The following is an 18,710-nucleotide window of genomic DNA, read 5'->3' on the forward strand; positions in this document are numbered from 1 at the left end:
CGCGCTTCGTCGCGGTGTATGACGCGTGCATGCCTTCCTATGACGAGTCATTGGATGTGCCAACGAATTTCGGGACGGTGCGCGTGTGCCGCTTCGACGGCCCCGAGGGACGGCCGGTTGTGCTGCTGCCCGGCCGCACCGGCTCCACCCCGATGTGGGCGGACAACCTGCCGGGGTTTGTCGCGCACCGCACGGTGTTCGCCGTCGATCTTCTGGGCGAGCCGGGAATGTCGGTACAGCAGCGGCCGATCACGGGTTCTGAAAGACCAGGCCCAGTGGTTCGGCGAGATGCTCGACGTACTGGGTCTGGACGCTCCGCACTTGATGGGCGTTTCGTTCGGTGGCTGGTCAGCGACCAATTTCGCGGTGCGCCGCCCCGGCCGCGTGGCGTCGCTGGTGCTGCTGGATCCGGCGATGACGTTCGCGCCCATCGCCTTTCGGATGCTGCTGGCATCGATCCCGATGAGTATCCCTGCGACGCCGCAGCGATACCGGCGGTGGGTCATGCGGTGGATTGCCGGCGGTGCGGACGTCGACGACTCGGATCCTGTCGCGGCGTTGATCGCCTCGGCCGGGCGGCGCGCACGCTGTTGCCGCAGGCACACGTTGAACTCTGGCCTCATGCGTCGCACGCCATCAACGGCGAATATCCCGCCGAGATCACCGCCTCTACCTGCGCATTCTGGGACGGTGTCGACGCATCGTGAGGCTTGAGCGTGGCCTCGGCGTTAACGCGGACGGCGCCTCGGACGATAATCAAGGAAATGACCGTTACGACGTAGCGGGTGCGGCTCTAGACATGTGGCCTGCAGAAGGACAGCAAGCTATGGGCCGGGGGACGGCAATGAACTCGAGAACAGACGCGCGTAGTGGCAGGTTCACTGTCCTGCCGCGCCGTGATGACGACATCTTGGTGCTGCACGTTTCCGGCGACCTCGACGTGCTGACCGCACCGACACTGGGCACGCACCTCGACGTGGCCCTGACCGACTCGCCGGAACTGCTGATCGTCGACATCACCGATGTGGGGTTTCTGTCGTCGGCGGGAATCAGCCTGCTGGTCGAGGCGCACCGCCTCACTGACCGCGCGGGCATCTCCCTGCGGGTCGTCGCCGACGGTCCGGCGACCAGCCGGCCGCTGCGCATGATGCGCCTCGACGAGGTGCTCGACCTCTATCCCACACTGGCCGAAGCCAGAAACGGTCGGCAAGGCTAGACCGGCGGTTCTATCGCACACGGATATCCACGTAGCCTGGGTCCGATGCGGTACTTCTACAGCGCCGACGCCATCCGCGACGCGGAGGCCCCGTTGCTCGCAGCACTTCCCGACGGGGTGCTGATGCGGCGGGCGGCGTTCGGTCTGGCCACCGCGATCGCCCGGGAGTTGGGCACCGTCTCCGGCAAGTCCGTGTGCGCGGTCGTCGGCTCCGGTGACAACGGCGGCGATGCGCTGTGGGCGACGACGTTCCTGCGTAGGCGCGGCGCCGGCGCGTCCGCAGTGCTGCTGAAGCCCGAGAAGACCCACAGGCAAGCCCTCGCGGCGTTCCTGCGCTCGGGCGGACGGATCGTCGAAACCGTCCCCGAGGCAACGGATCTGGTCATCGACGGCGTCGTCGGGATCTCGGGTTCGGGACCCCTGCGACCTGATGCCGCGGCGGTCTTCGAAGACCTGAGCGCACCCGTCGTCGCCGTCGACCTGCCCAGCGGTGTCGACGTCGACACCGGAACCACCGACGGCCCTCACGTGTCGCCGGCGCTGACCGTCACCTTCGGCGGGCTCAAACCCGTCCACGCCCTCGGTGATTGCGGTCGCGTGGAACTCGTGGACATCGGACTCGACCTGGCGCCCAGCGACATCCGCGCCTTCGACGCTGCCGACGTCGCCCAGCGCTGGCCCGTGCCCGGGGTGAAGGACGACAAGTACAGCCAGGGCGTCACCGGTGTGATGGCCGGTTCGTCGACGTATCCCGGCGCGGCCATCCTGTGCACCGGAGCTGCTGTGGCCGCCACCTCCGGCATGGTGCGCTACGCGGGAACTGCTGCGGGCGAGGTGGTTTCGCACTGGCCCGAAGTCATCGCGACACCCGGCTTCGCGACGGCGGGCCGCGTGCAGGCGTGGGTGGTCGGTCCCGGACTGGGCACCGACGAGACCGCCGCGGCCGCTTTGGTGTTCGCGCTCGAGACCGATCTTCCCGTCCTCGTCGACGCCGACGGATTGACGATCCTGTCCGCGCACCCCGAGCTCGTCGCCGGCCGCACCGCCCCGACGGTCCTGACCCCGCATGCGGGCGAGTTCGCCCGGCTGGCCGGCGCGCCGCCGGGGGACGACCGCATCGCCGACACCCGCAGGCTCGCCGACCGGCTCGGAGTGACGGTGCTGTTGAAGGGCAACGTCACCGTCATCGCTGAACCGGGGGGCCGGGTGCACCTCAATGCGGCAGGTAATTCGTGGGCGGCCACCGCGGGTTCGGGCGATGTGCTGTCGGGCGTCGTCGGCGCGTTGCTGGCTGCCGGTCGCGACCCGGGCGAGGCGGCCGCTGCGGCGGCGTTCGTCCACGCTCGCGCCGCGGATCTGTCCGCCCACGACCCCGGTCCGGCGCCCGCGCCGACGTCCGCGTCGCGCGTCCTGGCTCATCTGCGTACGGCACTGGCTTCGATCCTCTAGAAATGAGGCTATGCCGAACATTTCGCACCACTCGTCGCTGACCCCCGCCTACTGCGGTCGGCTCTCGACATCTCCCGTCCCGGCGCTGCGGCTGCCGGACGAGTCGATGGAGCCCGAGCAGACCTACCGGTTCATTCACGACGAGCTGATGCTCGACGGCAGTTCGCGGCTCAATCTGGCGACGTTCGTGACGACGTGGATGGACCCCGAGGCGGGCCAGCTGATGTCGGAGACGTTCGACAAGAACATGATCGATAAGGACGAGTACCCGGTCACCGCGGCGATCGAGCAGCGCTGCGTGTGCATGGTGGCCGACTTGTTCCACGCCGAGGATCTCCGCGACGACGACCCGTCGACCGCGATCGGTGTGTCGACGGTCGGCTCCAGTGAGGCCGTGATGCTGGCCGGGCTCGCCATGAAATGGCGGTGGCGCGACAAGGTCGGTGAGAACTGGAAGAGCCGCACCCCCAACCTGATCATGGGCTCCAACGTGCAGGTGGTGTGGGAGAAGTTCTGCCGTTACTTCGACGTCGAGGCGCGCTATCTACCGATGGAGGAGGGCCGCTACGTCATCACGCCCCAGCAGGTGCTCGATGCCGTCGACGAGAACACCATCGGCGTGGTCGGCATCCTCGGCACGACCTTCACGGGCGAGCTGGAGCCCATCGGAGAGATCTGCGCCGCGCTGGACAAGCTTGCGCAGGACAAGGGTCTCGACATTCCCGTGCATGTCGACGCGGCCAGCGGCGGGTTCGTCGTGCCGTTCCTGCATCCGCTGCTGGTGTGGGATTTCCGGCTGCCGCGAGTCGTGTCGATCAACGTCAGCGGCCACAAGTACGGCCTGACCTACCCGGGTATCGGCTTCGTCGTCTGGCGCAACAAGGACCACCTGCCCGAGGATCTGGTGTTCCGGGTGAACTACCTGGGCGGCGACATGCCCACGTTCACGCTGAACTTCTCCCGCCCCGGCAATCAGGTGGTGGGGCAGTACTACAACTTCCTGCGGCTGGGCCGCGACGGCTACACCCAGGTGATGAAGTGCCTGTCCGAGACGGCGACGTGGCTGTCGCGGGAACTGGCCGCCATGACCGGGTCCGACAACAAGCCGGTGTTCGACGTCATCACCGATGGCTCGGCGATCCCCGTGGTCGCGTTCAAACTGGCAGAAGGTGCCAAGTACACGGTGTTCGACGTCTCAGCGTTGTTGCGCAGCTATGGCTGGCAGGTGCCCGCGTACACGATGCCCGACAACGCCACCGACGTCGCTGTCCTGCGCATTGTGGTGCGTGAAGGCTTCTCGGCGAACCTGGCCCGGGCCCTGCGCGACGACCTGATCGAAGTGATCGGCAAAGTGGAGAAGGCGGGGATCGGCGGCTTCGCCGAAGAGGAGCATTTCGCCCACTGAGGCTGGGCCTGGGAGAATTGCGGGCGGTGACCACAACCGAGAACAGGCTCATGAACACGTCCAGCGCGGTGATCGACCTCGACGCCATCGCCCACAACGTGGGTGTACTGCGCGAACGTGCCGGTTCAGCTGCGGTGATGGCGGTCGTCAAGGCCGACGGCTACGGGCACGGCGCGGTGGAGGTGGGGCGCGCCGCGCTGGCCGCGGGCGCCGCCGAACTCGGCGTGGTGACCGTCGACGAGGCGCTGGCGTTGCGTCGCGATGGGATCACGGCCCCGGTGCTGTCCTGGCTGAATCCGCCGGGCACCGACTTCGCGCCCGCGCTCGCCGCCGATGTCGAGATCGCGGTGACCTCGCGGCGACAGGTGGCCGAGGTGCTTGACGCGGCCGAGCGCACCGGCCGCACCGCGGTCGTCACGATCAAGGCCGACACCGGGCTCAGCCGCAACGGCGTCAGCCCGGCCGACTATCCGGGCGTTCTGGCCGACCTGCAGAAGGCCGGTGACGCGGTGCGATTGCGCGGCCTGATGTCGCATCTGGCGCACGGCGATGTCCCGGACCACCCGTTCAACGGCGAGCAAGCCCGCCGGCTCACCGAACTGGTTTCGGTGGCACATACCGCCGGTGTGACGTACGACGTTGTGCACTTGAGCAATTCGCCTGCGGCGATGACTCGACCCGACCTCGCGTTCGACATGGTCCGGCCCGGAATTGCGGTGTACGGGCAGACGCCGATCCCCGAGCGTGGTGACATGGATCTGCGCCCGGCGATGACAGTGAAATGTCCTGTGGTTCTCGTTCGTTCGTTGTCCGCGGGTGACGGTGTGTCGTATGGACATACGTGGACCGCGCCGCGGGATACGACGGTGGCTCTGGTGCCCGCCGGGTACGCCGACGGGGTGTTCCGCGGGCTGAGCAACCGCTTCGAGGTGCTGATCAACGGCCGCCGCTATCCGAATGTGGGGCGGGTGTGCATGGACCAGTTCGTGGTGGATCTGGGGCCGGGTCCTGTGGCCGTGGCCGAGGGCGACGACGCCATCCTTTTCGGTCCGGGAACCGATGGTGAGCCGACGGCGCAGGATTGGGCGGAGCTGCTGGGCACCATCAACTACGAGGTGGTGACGAGTCCGCGCGGCAGAATCGGGCGCACCTACATCGGGGGTCCCCGATGAGCCGCGGCGGAGCAGGCTGGCTCGCCGGTGCGGCGGGCGTGGCTGCCGTCGGTTCGGCCGCCGGTGTCACGGTGGCACGGTCGCTGCGGCGCCGGGTCACCGACGAAGACCCGCACCGCGACGAGGACTTCGAACTGCTCGACGCCGACCGTGGCTGCGTCGTCACCACTCCGGACGGCGTGCCGTTGGTGGCCCGCGAAGTGGGTCCCGGCAACGCACCGCTGACCGTCGTGTTCGCGCACGGCTTCTGTCTTCGCATGGGGTCGTTCCACTTTCAGCGGGCCCGGCTCACCGAGCAGTGGGGTGACCAGGTGCGCATGGTCTTCTACGACCAGCGCGGCCACGGCGCCTCCGGCGAGGCGCCGCCGGAGACGTACACGGTGGAACAGCTGGGCCAAGATCTCGAAAGTGTGCTGGCCGTGATGGTTCCGCGTGGGCCCGTCGTGCTCGTCGGCCATTCGATGGGCGGTATGACGGTGCTGTCCCACGCGCGGCAGTTCCCGCAGCGGTACCCGTCGCGGATCGTCGGCGCGGCGCTGATCTCGTCAGCTGCGGAAGGTGTTTCTCGCTCCCCGCTGGGCGAGATCCTGAAAAACCCTGCGCTGGAAGCCGTACGGTTCGCAGCGCGCTACGCGCCGAAGACGGTGCACCGCGGCCGCGGCGCGGCGCGGTCCATCATCGGGCCGATCCTTCGGGCCGCGTCCTACGGCGACGAGAAGGTCAGCCCGAGCGTCGTCGCCTTTTCCGAACGCATGATGCACGACACCCCGATCGCCACGCTGGTCGAATTCCTGCATGCGCTGGAAGTCCACGACGAGACAGGTGGCCTGGAAACGTTGAACAAGATCGAGACACTGGTGGCGTGCGGTGACAGCGACCTGCTGACGCCGATGGAGTACTCGCAGGAAATGGCGGACGCGCTGGCGAAGTCGGAGCTGGTAATCGTCGAGGGTGCAGGACATCTCGTCCAGTTGGAGCAGCCGGAAGTCATCGACGACGCGCTCGTGCGACTCGTCGAGCGGGCCACGCCGTCGAAGCTGACCGCATTGACCAGGCGCGTCAAGGAACGGGTGCGCTCCAATGGCTGAGACCTCGGGAACGGCGGAGTTGATGACCGCTGACGACACGATCGCGTTGGGCGCGGAGTTCGGTAAGCAGCTTCGTGCCGGCGATGTGGTTGTGCTGTCCGGCCCGCTGGGTGCGGGTAAAACGGTGCTGGCCAAGGGAATTGCGCAGGCTATGGACGTCGAGGGGCCGGTGGTTTCGCCGACGTTCGTGCTGGCCCGGGTGCACCGCGCGCGGGCCGACGGCGCCCCGGCGATGATCCACGTCGACCTGTACCGGCTGCTCGACCAGGATTCGGTGGACCTTCTGGCAGAACTGGACTCGCTGGACCTCGACACCGATCTCGACGACGCCGTCGTGGTGGTCGAGTGGGGAGAGGGCCTCGCGGAACGGCTATCGGAGCGCCACCTCGACATCCGGTTGGAGCGGTCGGCCGACACCGAGGCGCGCACCGCACTGTGGACGTGGAGTCGCGCGTGAGCAGGCTGGTGCTGGCCGTCGACACCGCAACGCCTGCGGTGACGGCTGGGGTGGTCCGGGTCGACGGCGATGCGGTGGAGGTGCTGGCCGAACGGGTGACCGTCGACGCCCGGGCGCACGCCGAACAGTTGACCCCCAATATCGTCGGGGCGCTCGCTGACGCCGAGATTGCGATGGATCAGCTCGACGCGGTGGTCGTGGGCTGCGGTCCGGGACCGTTTACGGGGCTCCGGGTCGGAATGGCGACGGCGGCGGCGTTCGGTCATGCCCTGGGTGCCCCGGTGCATGGCGTGTGCAGCCTGGACGCGATCGCGGCGGGCACGGACGGGGAGGTCCTCGTCGTGACCGATGCCCGCAGGCGTGAGGTGTATTGGGCGCGCTACCGGGACGGGGCTCGCGTCGACGGGCCCGCCGTGAACGCCGCGGTCGACGTGCCTGCGGGCGCGGCGGCGGTCACAGGGTCTCCCGATCACGTGGCGTTGTTCGACCTCCCGCGCCTGGGTCCGGTGTATCCGACATCGGCGGGATTGGTTGCAGCGGTGGCTGATTGGGATGCCGAGCCCGAGCCGCTGGTCCCGCTGTACCTGCGCAGGCCCGACGCCAAGCCGCAGGCGGGACAGTGACCGCGCAGTACGGCCCGCTGATGCCGGCCGACGCGGCGCGGTGCGCAGAGTTGGAGGCCGAGCTTTTCGACAGTGACGACCCGTGGCCGGAGCGTGCGTTCCTCGCCGAACTCGCCGCCAAGCACAACCTGTACGTCGGTGCCCGTGTCGACGACAAGCTCGTCGGCTATGCGGGCATCGCGCGACTCGGCCGGTTCAAACCGTTCGAATACGAGGTCCACACGATCGGGGTGGACCCGGCGTATCAGGGGCAGGGCATCGGCAGGGCGATGCTGCACCGTCTGTTCGACCACGCCGACGGCGCAACGATTTTTCTCGAAGTGCGTACCGACAACGCAGCGGCGATCGCGCTGTACGAGAGCGAAGGCTTCGCGAAGATCGGTGTGCGCAAGCGGTATTACCGGGTCAGCGGCGCGGACGCCTACACGATGAAGCGCGAACAACAGGAGCAGCGATGATCATCTTGGCCATCGAGAGTTCTTGCGACGAAACAGGAGTCGGTATCGCCGAACTCGGCGACGACGGGTCGGTGACGCTGCTCGCTGACGAGGTCGCCTCCAGCGTCGACGAACATGCCCGGTTCGGCGGTGTCGTACCCGAGATCGCATCCCGTGCACACCTGGAGGCATTGGGGCCGACGATGCGGCGGGCGCTGGCGACCGCGGGAGTGTCCAAGCCCGATGTCGTCGCGGCCACGATCGGCCCCGGTCTGGCGGGCGCGCTGTTGGTGGGAGTCGCTGCCGCCAAGGCGTATTCGGCGGCGTGGCAGGTGCCGTTCTACGCGGTCAACCACCTCGGCGGGCATCTGGCCGCTGATGTGTTCGACCACGGGCCGCTGCCAGAGAGTATCGGTCTGCTGGTGTCGGGTGGGCACACGAATCTGTTGCATGTGAAGTCGCTCGGGGAGCCGATCGTCGAGTTGGGTTCGACCGTCGACGATGCGGCGGGGGAGGCTTACGACAAGATCGCCAGGCTGTTGGGGCTGGGGTATCCCGGTGGCAGGGTGCTCGATGAGCTTGCGCGCGAGGGTGATCCGACGGCGATCAGGTTTCCCCGCGGCATGACGGGGCCGCGGGATGCCCCGTATGCTTTCAGCTTCTCCGGCCTCAAGACCGCTGTGGCGCGCTATGTGGAAAGTCATCCGGAGGCGTCGCAGGCCGATGTGGCCGCAGGCTTTCAGGAGGCGGTCGCCGACGTGCTGACGGCCAAGGCGGTGCGTGCGGCCAAGGAACTCGAGGTGGACACGCTGCTGATCGCCGGGGGAGTGGCGGCGAATTCACGGCTCAGGGAGTTGGCGGCGCGCAGGTGCGAGGAGGCAGGGATGACGTTGCGGATTCCACGGCCGCGGCTGTGCACGGACAACGGCGCGATGATCGCGTCGTTCGCGGCGCATCTGATCGCCGCCGGTGCGGCGCCGTCGCCACTGGACGCGGTCAGCAACCCGGGATTGCCTGTGGTGCAGGGCCAGGTCGCGTGAGAGCCGAGAACATCAACCGCGCATTCCTCGACGGCGTTCTCGACGGCAGTTACGACGATATCTACTACCACCTCGGTATTGCTGCGTCCGAGCCGATTACGGCCGGGCTCCGCGATGTGCGGGCCGTGGTGATGGCGGGCTCCGGAGAGCGGATCCGGAAGTTCGCGCGCCTGTGGAGTGAGCGCAACGGTGGCTCCGAAATCATCGCCTTCCCGAAGGAGGACCGGTTCGTCAGCCGGTACACCGCGGGCGTGTTGTTCGTCTCGCACGGCATGGGGATGGCGAGCGCATCGATTGCCGTGCAGGAACTCATGCGGTTGGTGTTCGTCCTCAAGCGCGGTGACCTCGAGGCCCTCGACGAGGTGTTCTGGTGCCGCGTCGGCACCAGCGGGGCAGTCGGAGTGCCTGGCGGCAGCGTGGTGGTGTCGACGGAGGGGTTGATGGCCGACCTCAAGCCGTACCGGCTGTTGCGCGGGCGTGACGGGGAGTACTGGTTCGACGGCACATTCCCCGCCGAGACCGCCGATGCGATCATGGCCGCCAACCGGGAGGTCGACTTCGAGATCGTGGCGGGAAAGACGGTATCCGCCAACGACTTCTTTCTGGAGCAGTACCGCCTGGACGGTGCGGTCAGTTTCGAGACGCCGGAGTCCAAAATGGCATGGTTGCAGTGGCTCCACGATGCCGGTGTGCGCAACATCGAAATGGAGGGCGCGATGCTGGCGGGCTACCTCAACCATTGGGGTTTCCCGAAGTTCGCGATGATCTGCGCCACGGTGGTGGACCGGCTGCAGGGCGACCAGATGACCGCCACACCAGAGCAATTGGACAAGGTCAGTGACGATTCCGGTGTGGCGCTGTTCAACTACCTTGATCGCCTCGGCTAAAACGGTGGTGGGTCGTTGCCGTAGCCGGCGGGGTCGGTTTGGTAGTCGTAGTCCGGTGGCAGGGTGTCGCCGTTGTTGAGGGCGGTCTGGGTGAGGCGTTCGGTGCGGTTGCGGAGTCGCTGGGCGGCGATGTAGCCGGCGCGGCCTTGGGCGCGGGTGCGTCGGCGGCGGGGCATGCTGTCGTCGCCTTTATTGGGGGTTGACGGCGGTGGGGGTGGGTCGCCGTGCCAGAGGGTGGCTGTGGGCAGGCACAGCGTCGGGTAGAGCAGTTTGCTGCCGGGGTGTGTGGTGTAGGTGTGGCCGGTGGGGGCGGTCCAGATGATGGTGCCGTCGGGCAGTTGTCGGTCGCGCCAGCCGCCGGGTCCGGTCCAGAAGGTTTTCAGGAGATGGTGAAAACGGCAGAGCGCCTTCAGGTTTGAGGCGTGGGTGGGTCCGGCCGGGTGGGCGACGGTGTGGTCGATGTCGGCTCCGGTGGCGGGTTTGTCGCAGCCGGGGAAGCGGCACGTCAGGTCGCGGCAGCGGATGAACGCGGCCAGGGCGGCGGAGGGGAATCGTCCGGCCTCGGGTGCGGCGTTGCCGGGGTGGGTGATTTCGCGGGTGGTGGCGGCGCCCTCGGTCATGGCGGCGAACAGGGGTGCGGGCATGAACCCGGATCCGAAGATGTAGCCGGGCCGGGCCTGCGCCGGCTTGTTCGCCTCTGCGATGTCGTCAGCCGGCTCGTCGCCGGGCTTCGCTCCGGTCTCATTGGGCTCAGCGGCGTCGGCCACTTCCGCTTGGGCCGCCGTTGCGTTCTCGTCGGTAGGCGGCTCGGGGACGGGCCGCGGCGCCTCGGCGTCGGTCACCACCACGTCCGCCTCGGCCCCCGCTGCGTTGTTGCCGGCGGACAGGTCGACGTCGACCTCAGCTTCGGTCTTGGCGGCTGGGGTGGTGTTGTCGGTGATGGCGTAGAGGGTGATGTCGCGTAGCGGTGTGGGGTTGGTGGCTGCTTCGCAGTCGGGGGTGTTGCAGTGGCAGGCCAGGGTGAGGTTTCCGTGCATGAGGGCGGTGAAGGCGTCGTTGCGGCGGTCTGCGAGGGTGCGGGGGTCGGCGTCGCAGACGCTGTAGGCCATGGCGGTGATGGTGCGTTCGGCGGCGGCGGTGTCGGCGGCGAAGAGGCGGGCGTAGATGGTGCTGAAGCCGGGGGCGTCGCCGGGTTGGCCGAATTCGACGGTGCGGTCGAGGTCTGCGTCGCGGGATGGGTGCACCGCGTCGGGGTCGTGGCGGGCGACGATCGCGTCGATGGCGGCGGCGGTTTTCTTGATCGATAGTGGGCCCCAGCCCAGGATTTCGGCGGCCAGGTCGGTATCGACGGCGGCGATGAGGGTGTTGTCAATGATCCAGTCGGTGCGGGTGATGATGGCCCGCACGAGCAGGTCGCTGATTAGTCCGTCAAGAAACAGTGCACCGATTTTGGGCAGGCGGACGCGCAGGACGACGCCGCGGTAGGTCTGGTGCAGGGCCAGGCCTTGGGTGATGCCGAACGCGGCGGCGATTTCGGCGGCCACGGCGGCGTCGGGGTCGACCCACCAGTCGAGGCGATCCTCGGGGGCCAGGCCGGTGCGGCGCGCAAACAACTCGGCCATCACGGCCAGTTTGCGGGCGCATGCGGCGTTCTCGGCCCGGCCGGTGACGCCGGCGGCGTCGATCAGTTCGGCCGCCGTCAGCTCAGCCAGTCGGCTGGGTTCGGGAACCGATTTATCGAACATATGTGCGAGTCTATCGAGGTGCGAAGTGCCCCACGAGCGGGCGCAACCGCACCTGGGGATAACTCCGTATTCGCGACTTGCCTGTGGATAACGCCCCGATCTCCCGTCGCGATGACTTCTTCCACGCGTCGACGTCTATAACGGTGACTTGATACGGAGGCGCACATGAGTAGAACGAATCTTTCGATGTCCATCTCGGCGGACGGGTACGTCGCCGGGCCGAATCAGAGCGAGGAGCATCCGCTCGGCATTGGCGGCGAATTGCTGCACAAGTGGCACATCGGTCCCGACGCGGAGCATCCGGTCAACAAGCAGGTCGTATCGGAGATGCTCGATGGCATGAAGGCCACGATCATGGGCCGCAACATGTTCGGCCCGGTTCGCGGCGAGTGGGGTGCATCGCAATGGCAGGGCTGGTGGGGTGACGAGCCGCCCTATCATTGCCCGGTTTTCGTGCTGACGCACTTTGCGCACGAGCCGATCGAACTGAAGGGGACCACCTTTTACTTCGTCACCGACGGGATCGAGTCCGCCTATCGGCAGGCGACCGAGGTGGCCGCGGGTGGATCCATCTCGATCGCCGGCGGAGCTTCGTGTGCCCGACAGGCCATCGCGGCCGGAATCGTCGACGAGATCGACCTGCAAGTGAGCCCCGAGATCCTCGGCGCCGGCGAGCGACTCTTCGACGGCTTCGCTCCGGGGGCTCCCAAAATGGAGCTCCAACGCGTGCTTGAGGCTCCTGGTGTCGCCCATCTGCGGTACCGCGTCGTTCGCTGACGGAAGAACGGTGCGGCCCCGATCTTGAGCGCTAGCACTCTCGTGTATAGAGTGCTAGGCGGCAGGTCGGTTCACCCCTGTGTCGGCACCCGCGACGACGGCGCGAGGGTAGGCATCGGCCACCGCGTAAGCAGACACCTACGTAAACAAAAGTGAAGGGGCTCCATCGTGGCGAGCGTGAACATCAAGCCACTCGAGGACAAGATCCTCGTTCAGGCCAACGAGGCCGAGACCACGACCGCTTCCGGTCTGGTCATCCCCGACACCGCCAAGGAAAAGCCGCAGGAAGGCACCGTCGTCGCAGTTGGCCCCGGCCGCTGGGATGAGGATGGCGAGAAGCGGATTCCTCTGGACGTGTCGGAGGGTGACGTGGTCATCTACAGCAAGTACGGCGGCACCGAGATCAAGTACAACGGCGAGGAGTACTTGATCCTGTCGGCCCGCGACGTGCTGGCTGTCGTCTCCAAGTAAGCGACTGTGACCGCCCCGGAGATCCCGTGCGCATCCGCGCGGTGATGTCCGGGGCGGTCCGCGTAAAAGGACAAATATGAGCAAGCAGATTGAGTTCAACGAAACCGCGCGTCGCGCCATGGAGGCCGGCGTCGACAAGCTCGCCGACGCGGTCAAGATCACGCTGGGCCCGCGCGGCCGCCATGTGGTGCTCGCCAAGGCATGGGGCGGCCCGACCGTCACCAACGACGGCGTGACCATCGCCCGTGACATCGACCTCGAGGACCCCTTCGAGAACCTCGGTGCGCAACTGGTCAAGTCGGTGGCCACCAAGACCAACGACATCGCCGGCGACGGCACCACCACCGCCACCGTGCTGGCCCAGGCGCTCGTCAAGGCCGGTCTGCGCAACGTCGCGGCCGGTGCCAACCCGATCGCACTCGGCCAAGGCATCTCCAAGGCGGCCGAGGCCGTCTCGGAGGCGCTACTCGCTGCCGCCACCCCGGTCAAGGACGCCAAGTCCATCGGCCAGGTCGCCACCGTCTCGTCGCGTGACGAACTGGTCGGCGAATTGGTGGGCGAGGCCATGACCAAGGTCGGCACCGACGGCGTCGTCACGGTCGAGGAGTCCTCGACGCTGAACACAGAGCTCGAGGTCACCGAGGGCGTCGGCTTCGACAAGGGCTTCATCTCGGCCTACTTCGTCACCGACTTCGATTCGCAGGAAGCGGTTCTCGAGGACGCGGTGGTGCTGCTGCACCGCGAGAAGATCAGCTCCCTGCCGGACCTGCTGCCGCTGCTGGAGAAGGTCGCCGAGGCCGGCAAGCCGCTGCTGATCGTCGCCGAAGACGTTGAGGGCGAAGCGCTTTCGACCCTGGTCGTCAACGCGATCCGCAAGACGCTGAAGGCCGTCGCCGTGAAGGCGCCGTTCTTCGGTGACCGTCGCAAGGCGTTCCTCGACGACCTCGCGGTCGTCACCGGCGGCCAGGTCGTCAACCCCGACGTGGGCCTGGTCCTGCGCGAGGTCGGCCTGGAGGTGCTGGGCACGGCGCGCCGCGTCGTCGTCGACAAGGACAGCACCGTGATCGTCGACGGAGGCGGCACTCAGGACGCGATCGAGGGCCGCAAGGCCCAGTTGCGTTCGGAGATCGAGGTTTCCGACTCCGACTGGGACCGCGAAAAGCTCGAAGAGCGTCTGGCGAAGCTGGCCGGCGGCGTTGCCGTCATCAAGGTCGGCGCAGCCACCGAGACGGACCTGAAGAAGCGCAAGGAAGCCGTCGAGGACGCCGTGTCGGCAGCCAAGGCAGCTGTCGAGGAAGGCATCGTCGTCGGCGGCGGCGCCGCCCTCGTGCAGGCCCGCAGTGCCCTGGACAAGCTCCGCTCGGAGCTCAAGGGTGACGAGGCCATCGGCGTCGACGTGTTCGCCGCCGCGCTGTCCGCGCCGCTGTACTGGATCGCCACCAACGCCGGTCTCGACGGAGCGGTTGTGGTGAACAAGGTCTCGGAACTTCCTGCGGGGCAAGGCTTCAACGCCGCCACGCTGGAGTACGGCGACCTGATCGCCGACGGCGTCATCGATCCCGTGAAGGTCACTCGCTCCGCGGTGGTCAACGCGGCATCGGTGGCACGGATGATTCTCACCACTGAGACCGCGGTTGTCGATAAGCCGGCCGAGCCGGAGGATGACGGCCACGGCCATGGGCATGGCCACGGTCATCACCACCACTAGGCAGTAACGAAATCGCCCCCGGTCCTGTTGGGCCGGGGGTGTTTTCGTACTACTGCGCGACCGGCTGGATCGAGACGAGACGCAGCGCGTACGGCTGAGCCTCGTCGGCCACGAACCGGACCACCAAAGTGTCGGCGGGAAATTGGGTGGCCAGGCCGTTCAACGTCCTGGACAGGAACACCCTGGCTTTCGCGTTGCCGTACCAGTTGGGATCGGACGGGTCGACGGAGAGACCAGCGGTCTGTTCGATCGTGGTATCCCAGCTCTGTACCGCCTCCGGCGGCGTCGGCCCGAAACCCTCCGACTTCAGATACGCCTCTGCCGGTCCGGCGAGCGTGACCACCTCCGTGCCGCCGACGGGCGTCCCGGTGATCGTGCCGTTCACGACGTCCGCCGTCACCGACGCCAGCCGTGCCGTGCACACCCCGTCGACGACAACGGCGGGCGTGCACGACGAGGGTAGTGCGGGGGTGGCGTGGGCAGGCGCGATGCCCAGCACTGCCGGGATCGCCAGAGCGGCCAGGATCACCGGAGTCGACTTCACAGATATGTAATCGGCAATGTGTCGACGAGAGTTACGCTGCCGACCATGCCTCGCTTTCCGGCCGGGCTCCTCGCCCTCGCAGTCGCGCTGCTGTGTGCGCCGCCCGCGGCGGCCGATCCGCTGAACCCCATCCCCGGCAACGGGTTCTTCCTCGTGGGCCCCGACGTCGCCCCCGGCCTGTACCGAACGGACGGCTCGGGGTCGGTTTTCGGGGTGTGGATCAACGATGTGCCGACAGAGGACTCGATGTGCCTGTGGTTCACCTACAGCACGCCAGATACGAACAAGGACAACGTCGTCGCGACGAACATCTCGATGGGCCCGATGTACGCGACCATCAACGAAACGGTCAAGGCCTTCGAGTCGCGGAATTGTCAACCGTGGGTGCGGGTTCCCTGACCCGGTTTGGAATGCCCGCGGAAGCCGGTATACCCTCGACCCCGTGAACACCGCTGTGCGCGCCGCCTATTGGCGCTTTATCCAGGCTCCGGGCGGAGCCGATAAAGCGCAGCGCTAAGCAACGCATCCACCCGGAGCCCAGGCAGTGACCATCTGGTCGCTGCCTTTCGTCATTCAAGGGCACCGGAACCACAGGCAGGTGCCCACACCAGAAAGGCACCACCGTGAACATGGCGCAGATCGCCACCCCGGAAACGACGTCCGACAGGCGCATCCGCAGCTTCAGCGACATCCCCAGCCCCCATGCCGTCCTCGCCGAGTTCCCGCTGGGCGCCCGCCGCGCGGAACGGGTCGCCCGCGACCGCGACGAGATCGCCGGCATCCTCGCCGGGCGCGACGACCGGCTGCTCGTCGTCGTCGGACCGTGCTCCGTGCACGACCCCGCCGCCGCCCTGGAGTACGCCAGCCGGCTGGTCAAGGTGGCCGACGAACTCGGCGATCGGCTCAAGATCGTCATGCGCGTGTACTTCGAGAAGCCCCGAACCACGATCGGCTGGAAAGGCCTGATCAACGACCCGGGCATGGACGGCACGTTCGACGTCACCCGCGGCCTGCGCATCGCCCGCCAGCTGCTGCTCGACATCATCGACATCGGCCTGCCCGTCGGATGTGAGTTCCTGGAGCCCACGAGCCCGCAGTACATCGCCGACGCGGTCGCGTGGGGCGCGATCGGGGCCCGCACCACCGAATCACAGGTGCACCGCCAGCTGGCGTCGGGCCTGTCGATGCCGGTCGGCTTCAAGAACGGCACCGACGGCAACATCCAGGTCGCCGTCGACGGGGTGAAGGCGGCGGCGGCCCCGCACGTCTTCTTCGGCATGAACGACCTCGGCCGGGGCGCACTCGTGAGCACCACCGGAAACCAGGACTGCCACGTGATCCTGCGGGGCGGCACCGACGGGCCGAACTGCGATGGCCAATCGGTGACCGACGCGGCCGCCAAGCTGGTCAAGGCGGGTCTGCCCGGGCGGGTCGTGATCGACTGCAGCCACGCCAATTCCGGCAAGGACCACATCCGTCAGGCGCAGGTCGCCGTGGATGTCGCGCAGCTCGTGCGCGACGGCCTCCCCGTCAGCGGCGTGATGCTGGAGAGCTTCCTGGTGGCAGGAGCGCAGGCACCCGAATCCCGTCCACTGACCTACGGCCAGTCGGTGACGGACAAGTGCATGGACTGGGGTGCAACCGATCTGGTGTTGCGAGAGCTCGCAAACCACGGCTGATTCTCAGCTTTGGAGGCGCTGCCTCGCAGTAGATTTCCAGCCATGAACAAGATCACCCGCGCCATGGCGCTGACGGTCGCGGGCATCGCGACGCTGGGGATCATGACCGGTTGTGCGGGGCAGGCGCCGTCCAGCAACGAGTCGGCGGCCACAGAGGTCGCGACACCGGGCGGCGCAACGGATTCGTTCGTCGGGGCCGCGCCCGAGTTCGGGCCGCCCCAGGCGCCACCGCCGGTCGAAGAGAAGCGCGACGTCGTCAAGACCGCGTCGATGACGGTGACTGTGCCCGACCCGTCCGAGGCCGCCGACGAGGCCGCCGTCATCGTCGAACGGTCCGACGGCCGGGTCGACAGCCGCACCGAGGACGCGGGTTCCGGCACCGGCCGGGCGGTCACGTCCGTGGTCCTGCGGGTGCCGGTGGCCAAGCTCGACGAGGTGATGCGCGAGCTCAAGGAGCTCGGCGTCGTCGAGACGGCGTCGACGACATCGGAGGACGTCACGGCCCAGCGGGTCGACCTGGACGCCCGGATCGAGGCGCTGCGGACCTCGGTGGACCGGCTGCTGGGGATCATGCGTGACGCCCGCGATCCCGAGGCCCTGATCACGGCCGAGGACGCGCTCTCGGAGCGGCAGGCCGAACTCGACAGCCTTCGCGCGCAACGTGAGGCGCTGGGCGATCGCGTCTCCTACAGCACCGTCGACGTGACGTTCTACGCCGAAGTGGTCGGCGGTCCCGCACCCGAGGAGTACGTCGGGTTTCTCGGCCAGGTCCGGCGAGGCTGGGACGGGCTCGTCGCTGTCACGGGTGGCGCGATTTTGATCCTCGGCCTGATGCTGCCGTGGCTCGGTGTCGTCGTCGTGCTCGGTGCCATCGTCTACGGCATCGTCCGGGTGTCGCAGGCGCGCAGCGCCGCGGCGCCGCATGCTGAGGTCACGCCTCCAGTCGAGCCCGAACAGCAGCCATCTTCTGAGCCAGAGCCGCCTCGTCAATGACGCCGCGCGTCAGCAGTGAATGCGCGAGAGCGACGAGTTGGTTCTCCGGATACGGAAGATCGGCGTAGAGGGTCGCCGACAACGCGTCCTCCTCGTCGCGGCGCTCCTTGAACGTCGGCACCTCCGCGTCGCACGACGCGTGATCGAGGGCATCGCAGAAGCCGTCGAGACTCGTCTTCCACGGCGGTACGGGATTTTCGACGCCGTACTTGGCGGCCATCCGCGGCCACACCTGGTTGCGATCGACGATCTGATCGAGCGCTGCCACTCTGTCCGATGCGTCCACGTCAGTCGGTGATCGGATGCACGGCGGGACGGGTGTCGACGATGACGTTCGTGGTGACGCCGGCCTTGGGGAGCGCGACGCCGATGAGGCAATCGCGCGTGACGATCTCGGCCAACTGGTCTTCGGTCCAGCCTTCGGTGCCTTCGGGCTGCAACGGCATCACCATGAACCGGTGCTTCTGGTTGGAGTCCTGAACGCGGACGTCGATGTCGTCGGGAAGGTAAAGACCGAACTCCGCCAGGACCTGGCGCGGCCAACGGACAAGGCGGCGACGGTAATTCGGCGTCCGATACCACTCAGGAGAGTTCCCGAGGATCGGCCGTGGGTAGCACGAGCACAGCGCGCACACGATCACGTTGTGCAACGTCGGGGTGTCGGCCAGGATCTCGAAAGCCGTGAAATCACTGGGAGTCCCGAAACCGGTGGGCTCCATCCAATCGACTCCGACCTCCTTGCTCGCCGTCATCGGCTCCGTGAGCGCGAGCTGTTTGAAATCGGGATCCAGCCACGCCTTGGCCACCAGTTTCGCTGCCGGAGTCGGCCCGATCTGCTCGGCGAACTCGGTGAAGTGGCGATGCTCCTCCGCGGTGAAAATCCCCTTCTCGATGCACAACTCGCGAAGGGCGATCTCCAGCACCTCGAAGTCGGTGATCTCGTCCACCATCGGTTTGACGGTCCGGTCATGATCATGGTCGTGGTCGTGTGACATGAGCGAATTCCTCTCCTGCGCAGA

Annotated in this window: 20 protein-coding genes and 1 pseudogene; 17 read left to right on the forward strand and 4 right to left on the reverse strand. The window is 67.4% G+C overall.

The features are described 5' to 3' along the window. The first annotated feature begins 29 nt into the window (after window positions 1-29). The 11 genes and pseudogenes from P9A17_RS05510 to P9A17_RS05560 all read left to right on the forward strand — a co-directional run bounded on the left by P9A17_RS05510 (window position 30) and on the right by P9A17_RS05560 (window position 9,774). A pseudogene (locus P9A17_RS05510) lies at window positions 30-707 on the forward strand (alpha/beta fold hydrolase). A gap of 137 nt (window positions 708-844) precedes the next feature. Further along, on the forward strand, window positions 845-1,216 hold the full coding sequence (locus P9A17_RS05515; RefSeq protein ID WP_278037577.1) for an STAS domain-containing protein: 372 nt from the start codon (window positions 845-847) through the stop codon (window positions 1,214-1,216). 45 nt (window positions 1,217-1,261) lie between these two features. Beyond that, on the forward strand, window positions 1,262-2,665 hold the full coding sequence (locus P9A17_RS05520; protein WP_278037578.1) for an NAD(P)H-hydrate dehydratase: 1,404 nt from the start codon (window positions 1,262-1,264) through the stop codon (window positions 2,663-2,665). A 10-nt stretch (window positions 2,666-2,675) separates the two neighbouring features. Next, entirely contained in the window at window positions 2,676-4,070 is a 1,395-nt protein-coding gene (locus P9A17_RS05525; protein WP_278037579.1) for a glutamate decarboxylase, read from the forward strand. Window positions 4,071-4,120: 50 nt separating this feature from the next. Then, the gene (alr, locus tag P9A17_RS05530; RefSeq protein WP_278038614.1) at window positions 4,121-5,242 is read left to right on the forward strand and encodes an alanine racemase; all 1,122 of its coding nucleotides are present in this window, start codon (window positions 4,121-4,123) and stop codon (window positions 5,240-5,242) included. After that, entirely contained in the window at window positions 5,239-6,330 is a 1,092-nt protein-coding gene (locus tag P9A17_RS05535) for an alpha/beta hydrolase (protein ID WP_278037580.1), read from the forward strand. The genes alr and P9A17_RS05535 overlap by 4 nt, the downstream gene beginning before the upstream one ends. Next, window positions 6,323-6,787: a tRNA (adenosine(37)-N6)-threonylcarbamoyltransferase complex ATPase subunit type 1 TsaE gene (gene tsaE, locus P9A17_RS05540; protein ID WP_278037581.1), complete on the forward strand. Its 465-nt coding sequence runs from the start codon at window positions 6,323-6,325 to the stop codon at window positions 6,785-6,787. The genes P9A17_RS05535 and tsaE overlap by 8 nt, the downstream gene beginning before the upstream one ends. Next, entirely contained in the window at window positions 6,784-7,410 is a 627-nt protein-coding gene (tsaB, locus tag P9A17_RS05545; RefSeq protein WP_278037582.1) for a tRNA (adenosine(37)-N6)-threonylcarbamoyltransferase complex dimerization subunit type 1 TsaB, read from the forward strand. Before tsaE ends, tsaB begins: the two co-directional genes overlap by 4 nt. Beyond that, window positions 7,407-7,868 carry a ribosomal protein S18-alanine N-acetyltransferase gene (gene rimI / locus P9A17_RS05550; protein ID WP_278037583.1) on the forward strand — a complete coding sequence of 154 codons (462 nt, stop codon included), beginning with the start codon at window positions 7,407-7,409 and terminating at the stop codon, window positions 7,866-7,868. Before tsaB ends, rimI begins: the two co-directional genes overlap by 4 nt. Continuing rightward, complete coding sequence (gene tsaD / locus P9A17_RS05555) at window positions 7,865-8,887, forward strand: tRNA (adenosine(37)-N6)-threonylcarbamoyltransferase complex transferase subunit TsaD (RefSeq protein ID WP_278037584.1); 1,023 nt, start codon at window positions 7,865-7,867, stop codon at window positions 8,885-8,887. Before rimI ends, tsaD begins: the two co-directional genes overlap by 4 nt. Continuing rightward, the gene (locus P9A17_RS05560) at window positions 8,884-9,774 is read left to right on the forward strand and encodes a uridine phosphorylase (protein WP_278037585.1); all 891 of its coding nucleotides are present in this window, start codon (window positions 8,884-8,886) and stop codon (window positions 9,772-9,774) included. Before tsaD ends, P9A17_RS05560 begins: the two co-directional genes overlap by 4 nt. On the opposite strand, the gene P9A17_RS05565 is transcribed toward P9A17_RS05560, so the two are convergent. After that, window positions 9,771-11,519 (reverse strand): HNH endonuclease signature motif containing protein, encoded by a 1,749-nt coding sequence (locus P9A17_RS05565; RefSeq protein ID WP_278037586.1) that lies wholly within the window; start codon window positions 11,517-11,519, stop codon window positions 9,771-9,773. The two genes, P9A17_RS05560 and P9A17_RS05565, sit on opposite strands and share 4 nt — an antisense overlap. A 165-nt stretch (window positions 11,520-11,684) precedes the next feature. Between P9A17_RS05565 and P9A17_RS05570 the strand changes: the two genes are divergently transcribed. The 3 genes from P9A17_RS05570 (at window position 11,685) to groL (ending at window position 14,475) form a co-directional block, all read left to right on the forward strand. Then, window positions 11,685-12,296: a dihydrofolate reductase family protein gene (locus P9A17_RS05570; RefSeq protein ID WP_278037587.1), complete on the forward strand. Its 612-nt coding sequence runs from the start codon at window positions 11,685-11,687 to the stop codon at window positions 12,294-12,296. A 168-nt stretch (window positions 12,297-12,464) separates the two neighbouring features. Then, on the forward strand, window positions 12,465-12,767 hold the full coding sequence (gene groES, locus P9A17_RS05575; RefSeq protein ID WP_003929249.1) for a co-chaperone GroES: 303 nt from the start codon (window positions 12,465-12,467) through the stop codon (window positions 12,765-12,767). 76 nt (window positions 12,768-12,843) lie between these two features. Next, window positions 12,844-14,475 (forward strand): chaperonin GroEL, encoded by a 1,632-nt coding sequence (groL, locus tag P9A17_RS05580; protein WP_278037588.1) that lies wholly within the window; start codon window positions 12,844-12,846, stop codon window positions 14,473-14,475. Between the two features lie 49 nt (window positions 14,476-14,524). Here the strand turns inward: groL and P9A17_RS05585 are convergent, their stop codons facing one another. Continuing rightward, window positions 14,525-15,019 carry a hypothetical protein gene (locus P9A17_RS05585; RefSeq protein ID WP_278037589.1) on the reverse strand — a complete coding sequence of 165 codons (495 nt, stop codon included), beginning with the start codon at window positions 15,017-15,019 and terminating at the stop codon, window positions 14,525-14,527. Window positions 15,020-15,064: 45 nt separating this feature from the next. Between P9A17_RS05585 and P9A17_RS05590 the strand changes: the two genes are divergently transcribed. From P9A17_RS05590 to P9A17_RS05600, 3 genes are all read left to right on the forward strand, one after another. Next, window positions 15,065-15,418 (forward strand): hypothetical protein, encoded by a 354-nt coding sequence (locus P9A17_RS05590; RefSeq protein WP_278037590.1) that lies wholly within the window; start codon window positions 15,065-15,067, stop codon window positions 15,416-15,418. A 224-nt stretch (window positions 15,419-15,642) separates the two neighbouring features. Then, window positions 15,643-16,698 (forward strand): 3-deoxy-7-phosphoheptulonate synthase, encoded by a 1,056-nt coding sequence (locus P9A17_RS05595; protein ID WP_278037591.1) that lies wholly within the window; start codon window positions 15,643-15,645, stop codon window positions 16,696-16,698. 42 nt (window positions 16,699-16,740) lie between these two features. Beyond that, window positions 16,741-17,691, forward strand: a complete 951-nt coding sequence (locus P9A17_RS05600) for a DUF4349 domain-containing protein (protein ID WP_278037592.1) — start codon at window positions 16,741-16,743, stop codon at window positions 17,689-17,691. Here the strand turns inward: P9A17_RS05600 and P9A17_RS05605 are convergent. Further along, window positions 17,630-17,911 carry a thiocyanate hydrolase gene (locus tag P9A17_RS05605; protein ID WP_278038615.1) on the reverse strand — a complete coding sequence of 94 codons (282 nt, stop codon included), beginning with the start codon at window positions 17,909-17,911 and terminating at the stop codon, window positions 17,630-17,632. The two genes, P9A17_RS05600 and P9A17_RS05605, sit on opposite strands and share 62 nt — an antisense overlap. 67 nt (window positions 17,912-17,978) lie before the next feature. Continuing rightward, window positions 17,979-18,686 carry a thiocyanate hydrolase subunit gamma gene (gene scnC / locus P9A17_RS05610; RefSeq protein ID WP_278037593.1) on the reverse strand — a complete coding sequence of 236 codons (708 nt, stop codon included), beginning with the start codon at window positions 18,684-18,686 and terminating at the stop codon, window positions 17,979-17,981. Between the last annotated feature and the right edge of the window lie 24 nt (window positions 18,687-18,710).

This window comes from Mycobacterium sp. 236(2023) (genome assembly GCF_029623955.1).
GTDB lineage: Bacteria > Actinomycetota > Actinomycetes > Mycobacteriales > Mycobacteriaceae > Mycobacterium.

Bases quoted from the DNA above. Each gene is read 5' to 3' on its own strand.
- P9A17_RS05600 (WP_278037592.1), top strand. From the start codon at position 16,741: ATGAACAAGATCACCCGCGCCATGGCGCTGACGGTCGCGGGCATCGCG.
- groL (WP_278037588.1), top strand. From the start codon at position 12,844: ATGAGCAAGCAGATTGAGTTCAACGAAACCGCGCGTCGCGCCATGGAG.
- tsaD (WP_278037584.1), top strand. From the start codon at position 7,865: ATGATCATCTTGGCCATCGAGAGTTCTTGCGACGAAACAGGAGTCGGT.
- alr (WP_278038614.1), top strand. From the start codon at position 4,121: ATGAACACGTCCAGCGCGGTGATCGACCTCGACGCCATCGCCCACAAC.
- P9A17_RS05525 (WP_278037579.1), top strand. From the start codon at position 2,676: ATGCCGAACATTTCGCACCACTCGTCGCTGACCCCCGCCTACTGCGGT.
- tsaE (WP_278037581.1), top strand. From the start codon at position 6,323: ATGGCTGAGACCTCGGGAACGGCGGAGTTGATGACCGCTGACGACACG.
- P9A17_RS05515 (WP_278037577.1), top strand. From the start codon at position 845: ATGAACTCGAGAACAGACGCGCGTAGTGGCAGGTTCACTGTCCTGCCG.
- P9A17_RS05565 (WP_278037586.1), bottom strand. From the start codon at position 11,519: ATGTTCGATAAATCGGTTCCCGAACCCAGCCGACTGGCTGAGCTGACG.
- P9A17_RS05590 (WP_278037590.1), top strand. From the start codon at position 15,065: ATGCCTCGCTTTCCGGCCGGGCTCCTCGCCCTCGCAGTCGCGCTGCTG.
- P9A17_RS05570 (WP_278037587.1), top strand. From the start codon at position 11,685: ATGAGTAGAACGAATCTTTCGATGTCCATCTCGGCGGACGGGTACGTC.
- P9A17_RS05520 (WP_278037578.1), top strand. From the start codon at position 1,262: ATGCGGTACTTCTACAGCGCCGACGCCATCCGCGACGCGGAGGCCCCG.
- scnC (WP_278037593.1), bottom strand. From the start codon at position 18,686: ATGTCACACGACCACGACCATGATCATGACCGGACCGTCAAACCGATG.
- P9A17_RS05605 (WP_278038615.1), bottom strand. From the start codon at position 17,911: ATGGCCGCCAAGTACGGCGTCGAAAATCCCGTACCGCCGTGGAAGACG.
- P9A17_RS05535 (WP_278037580.1), top strand. From the start codon at position 5,239: ATGAGCCGCGGCGGAGCAGGCTGGCTCGCCGGTGCGGCGGGCGTGGCT.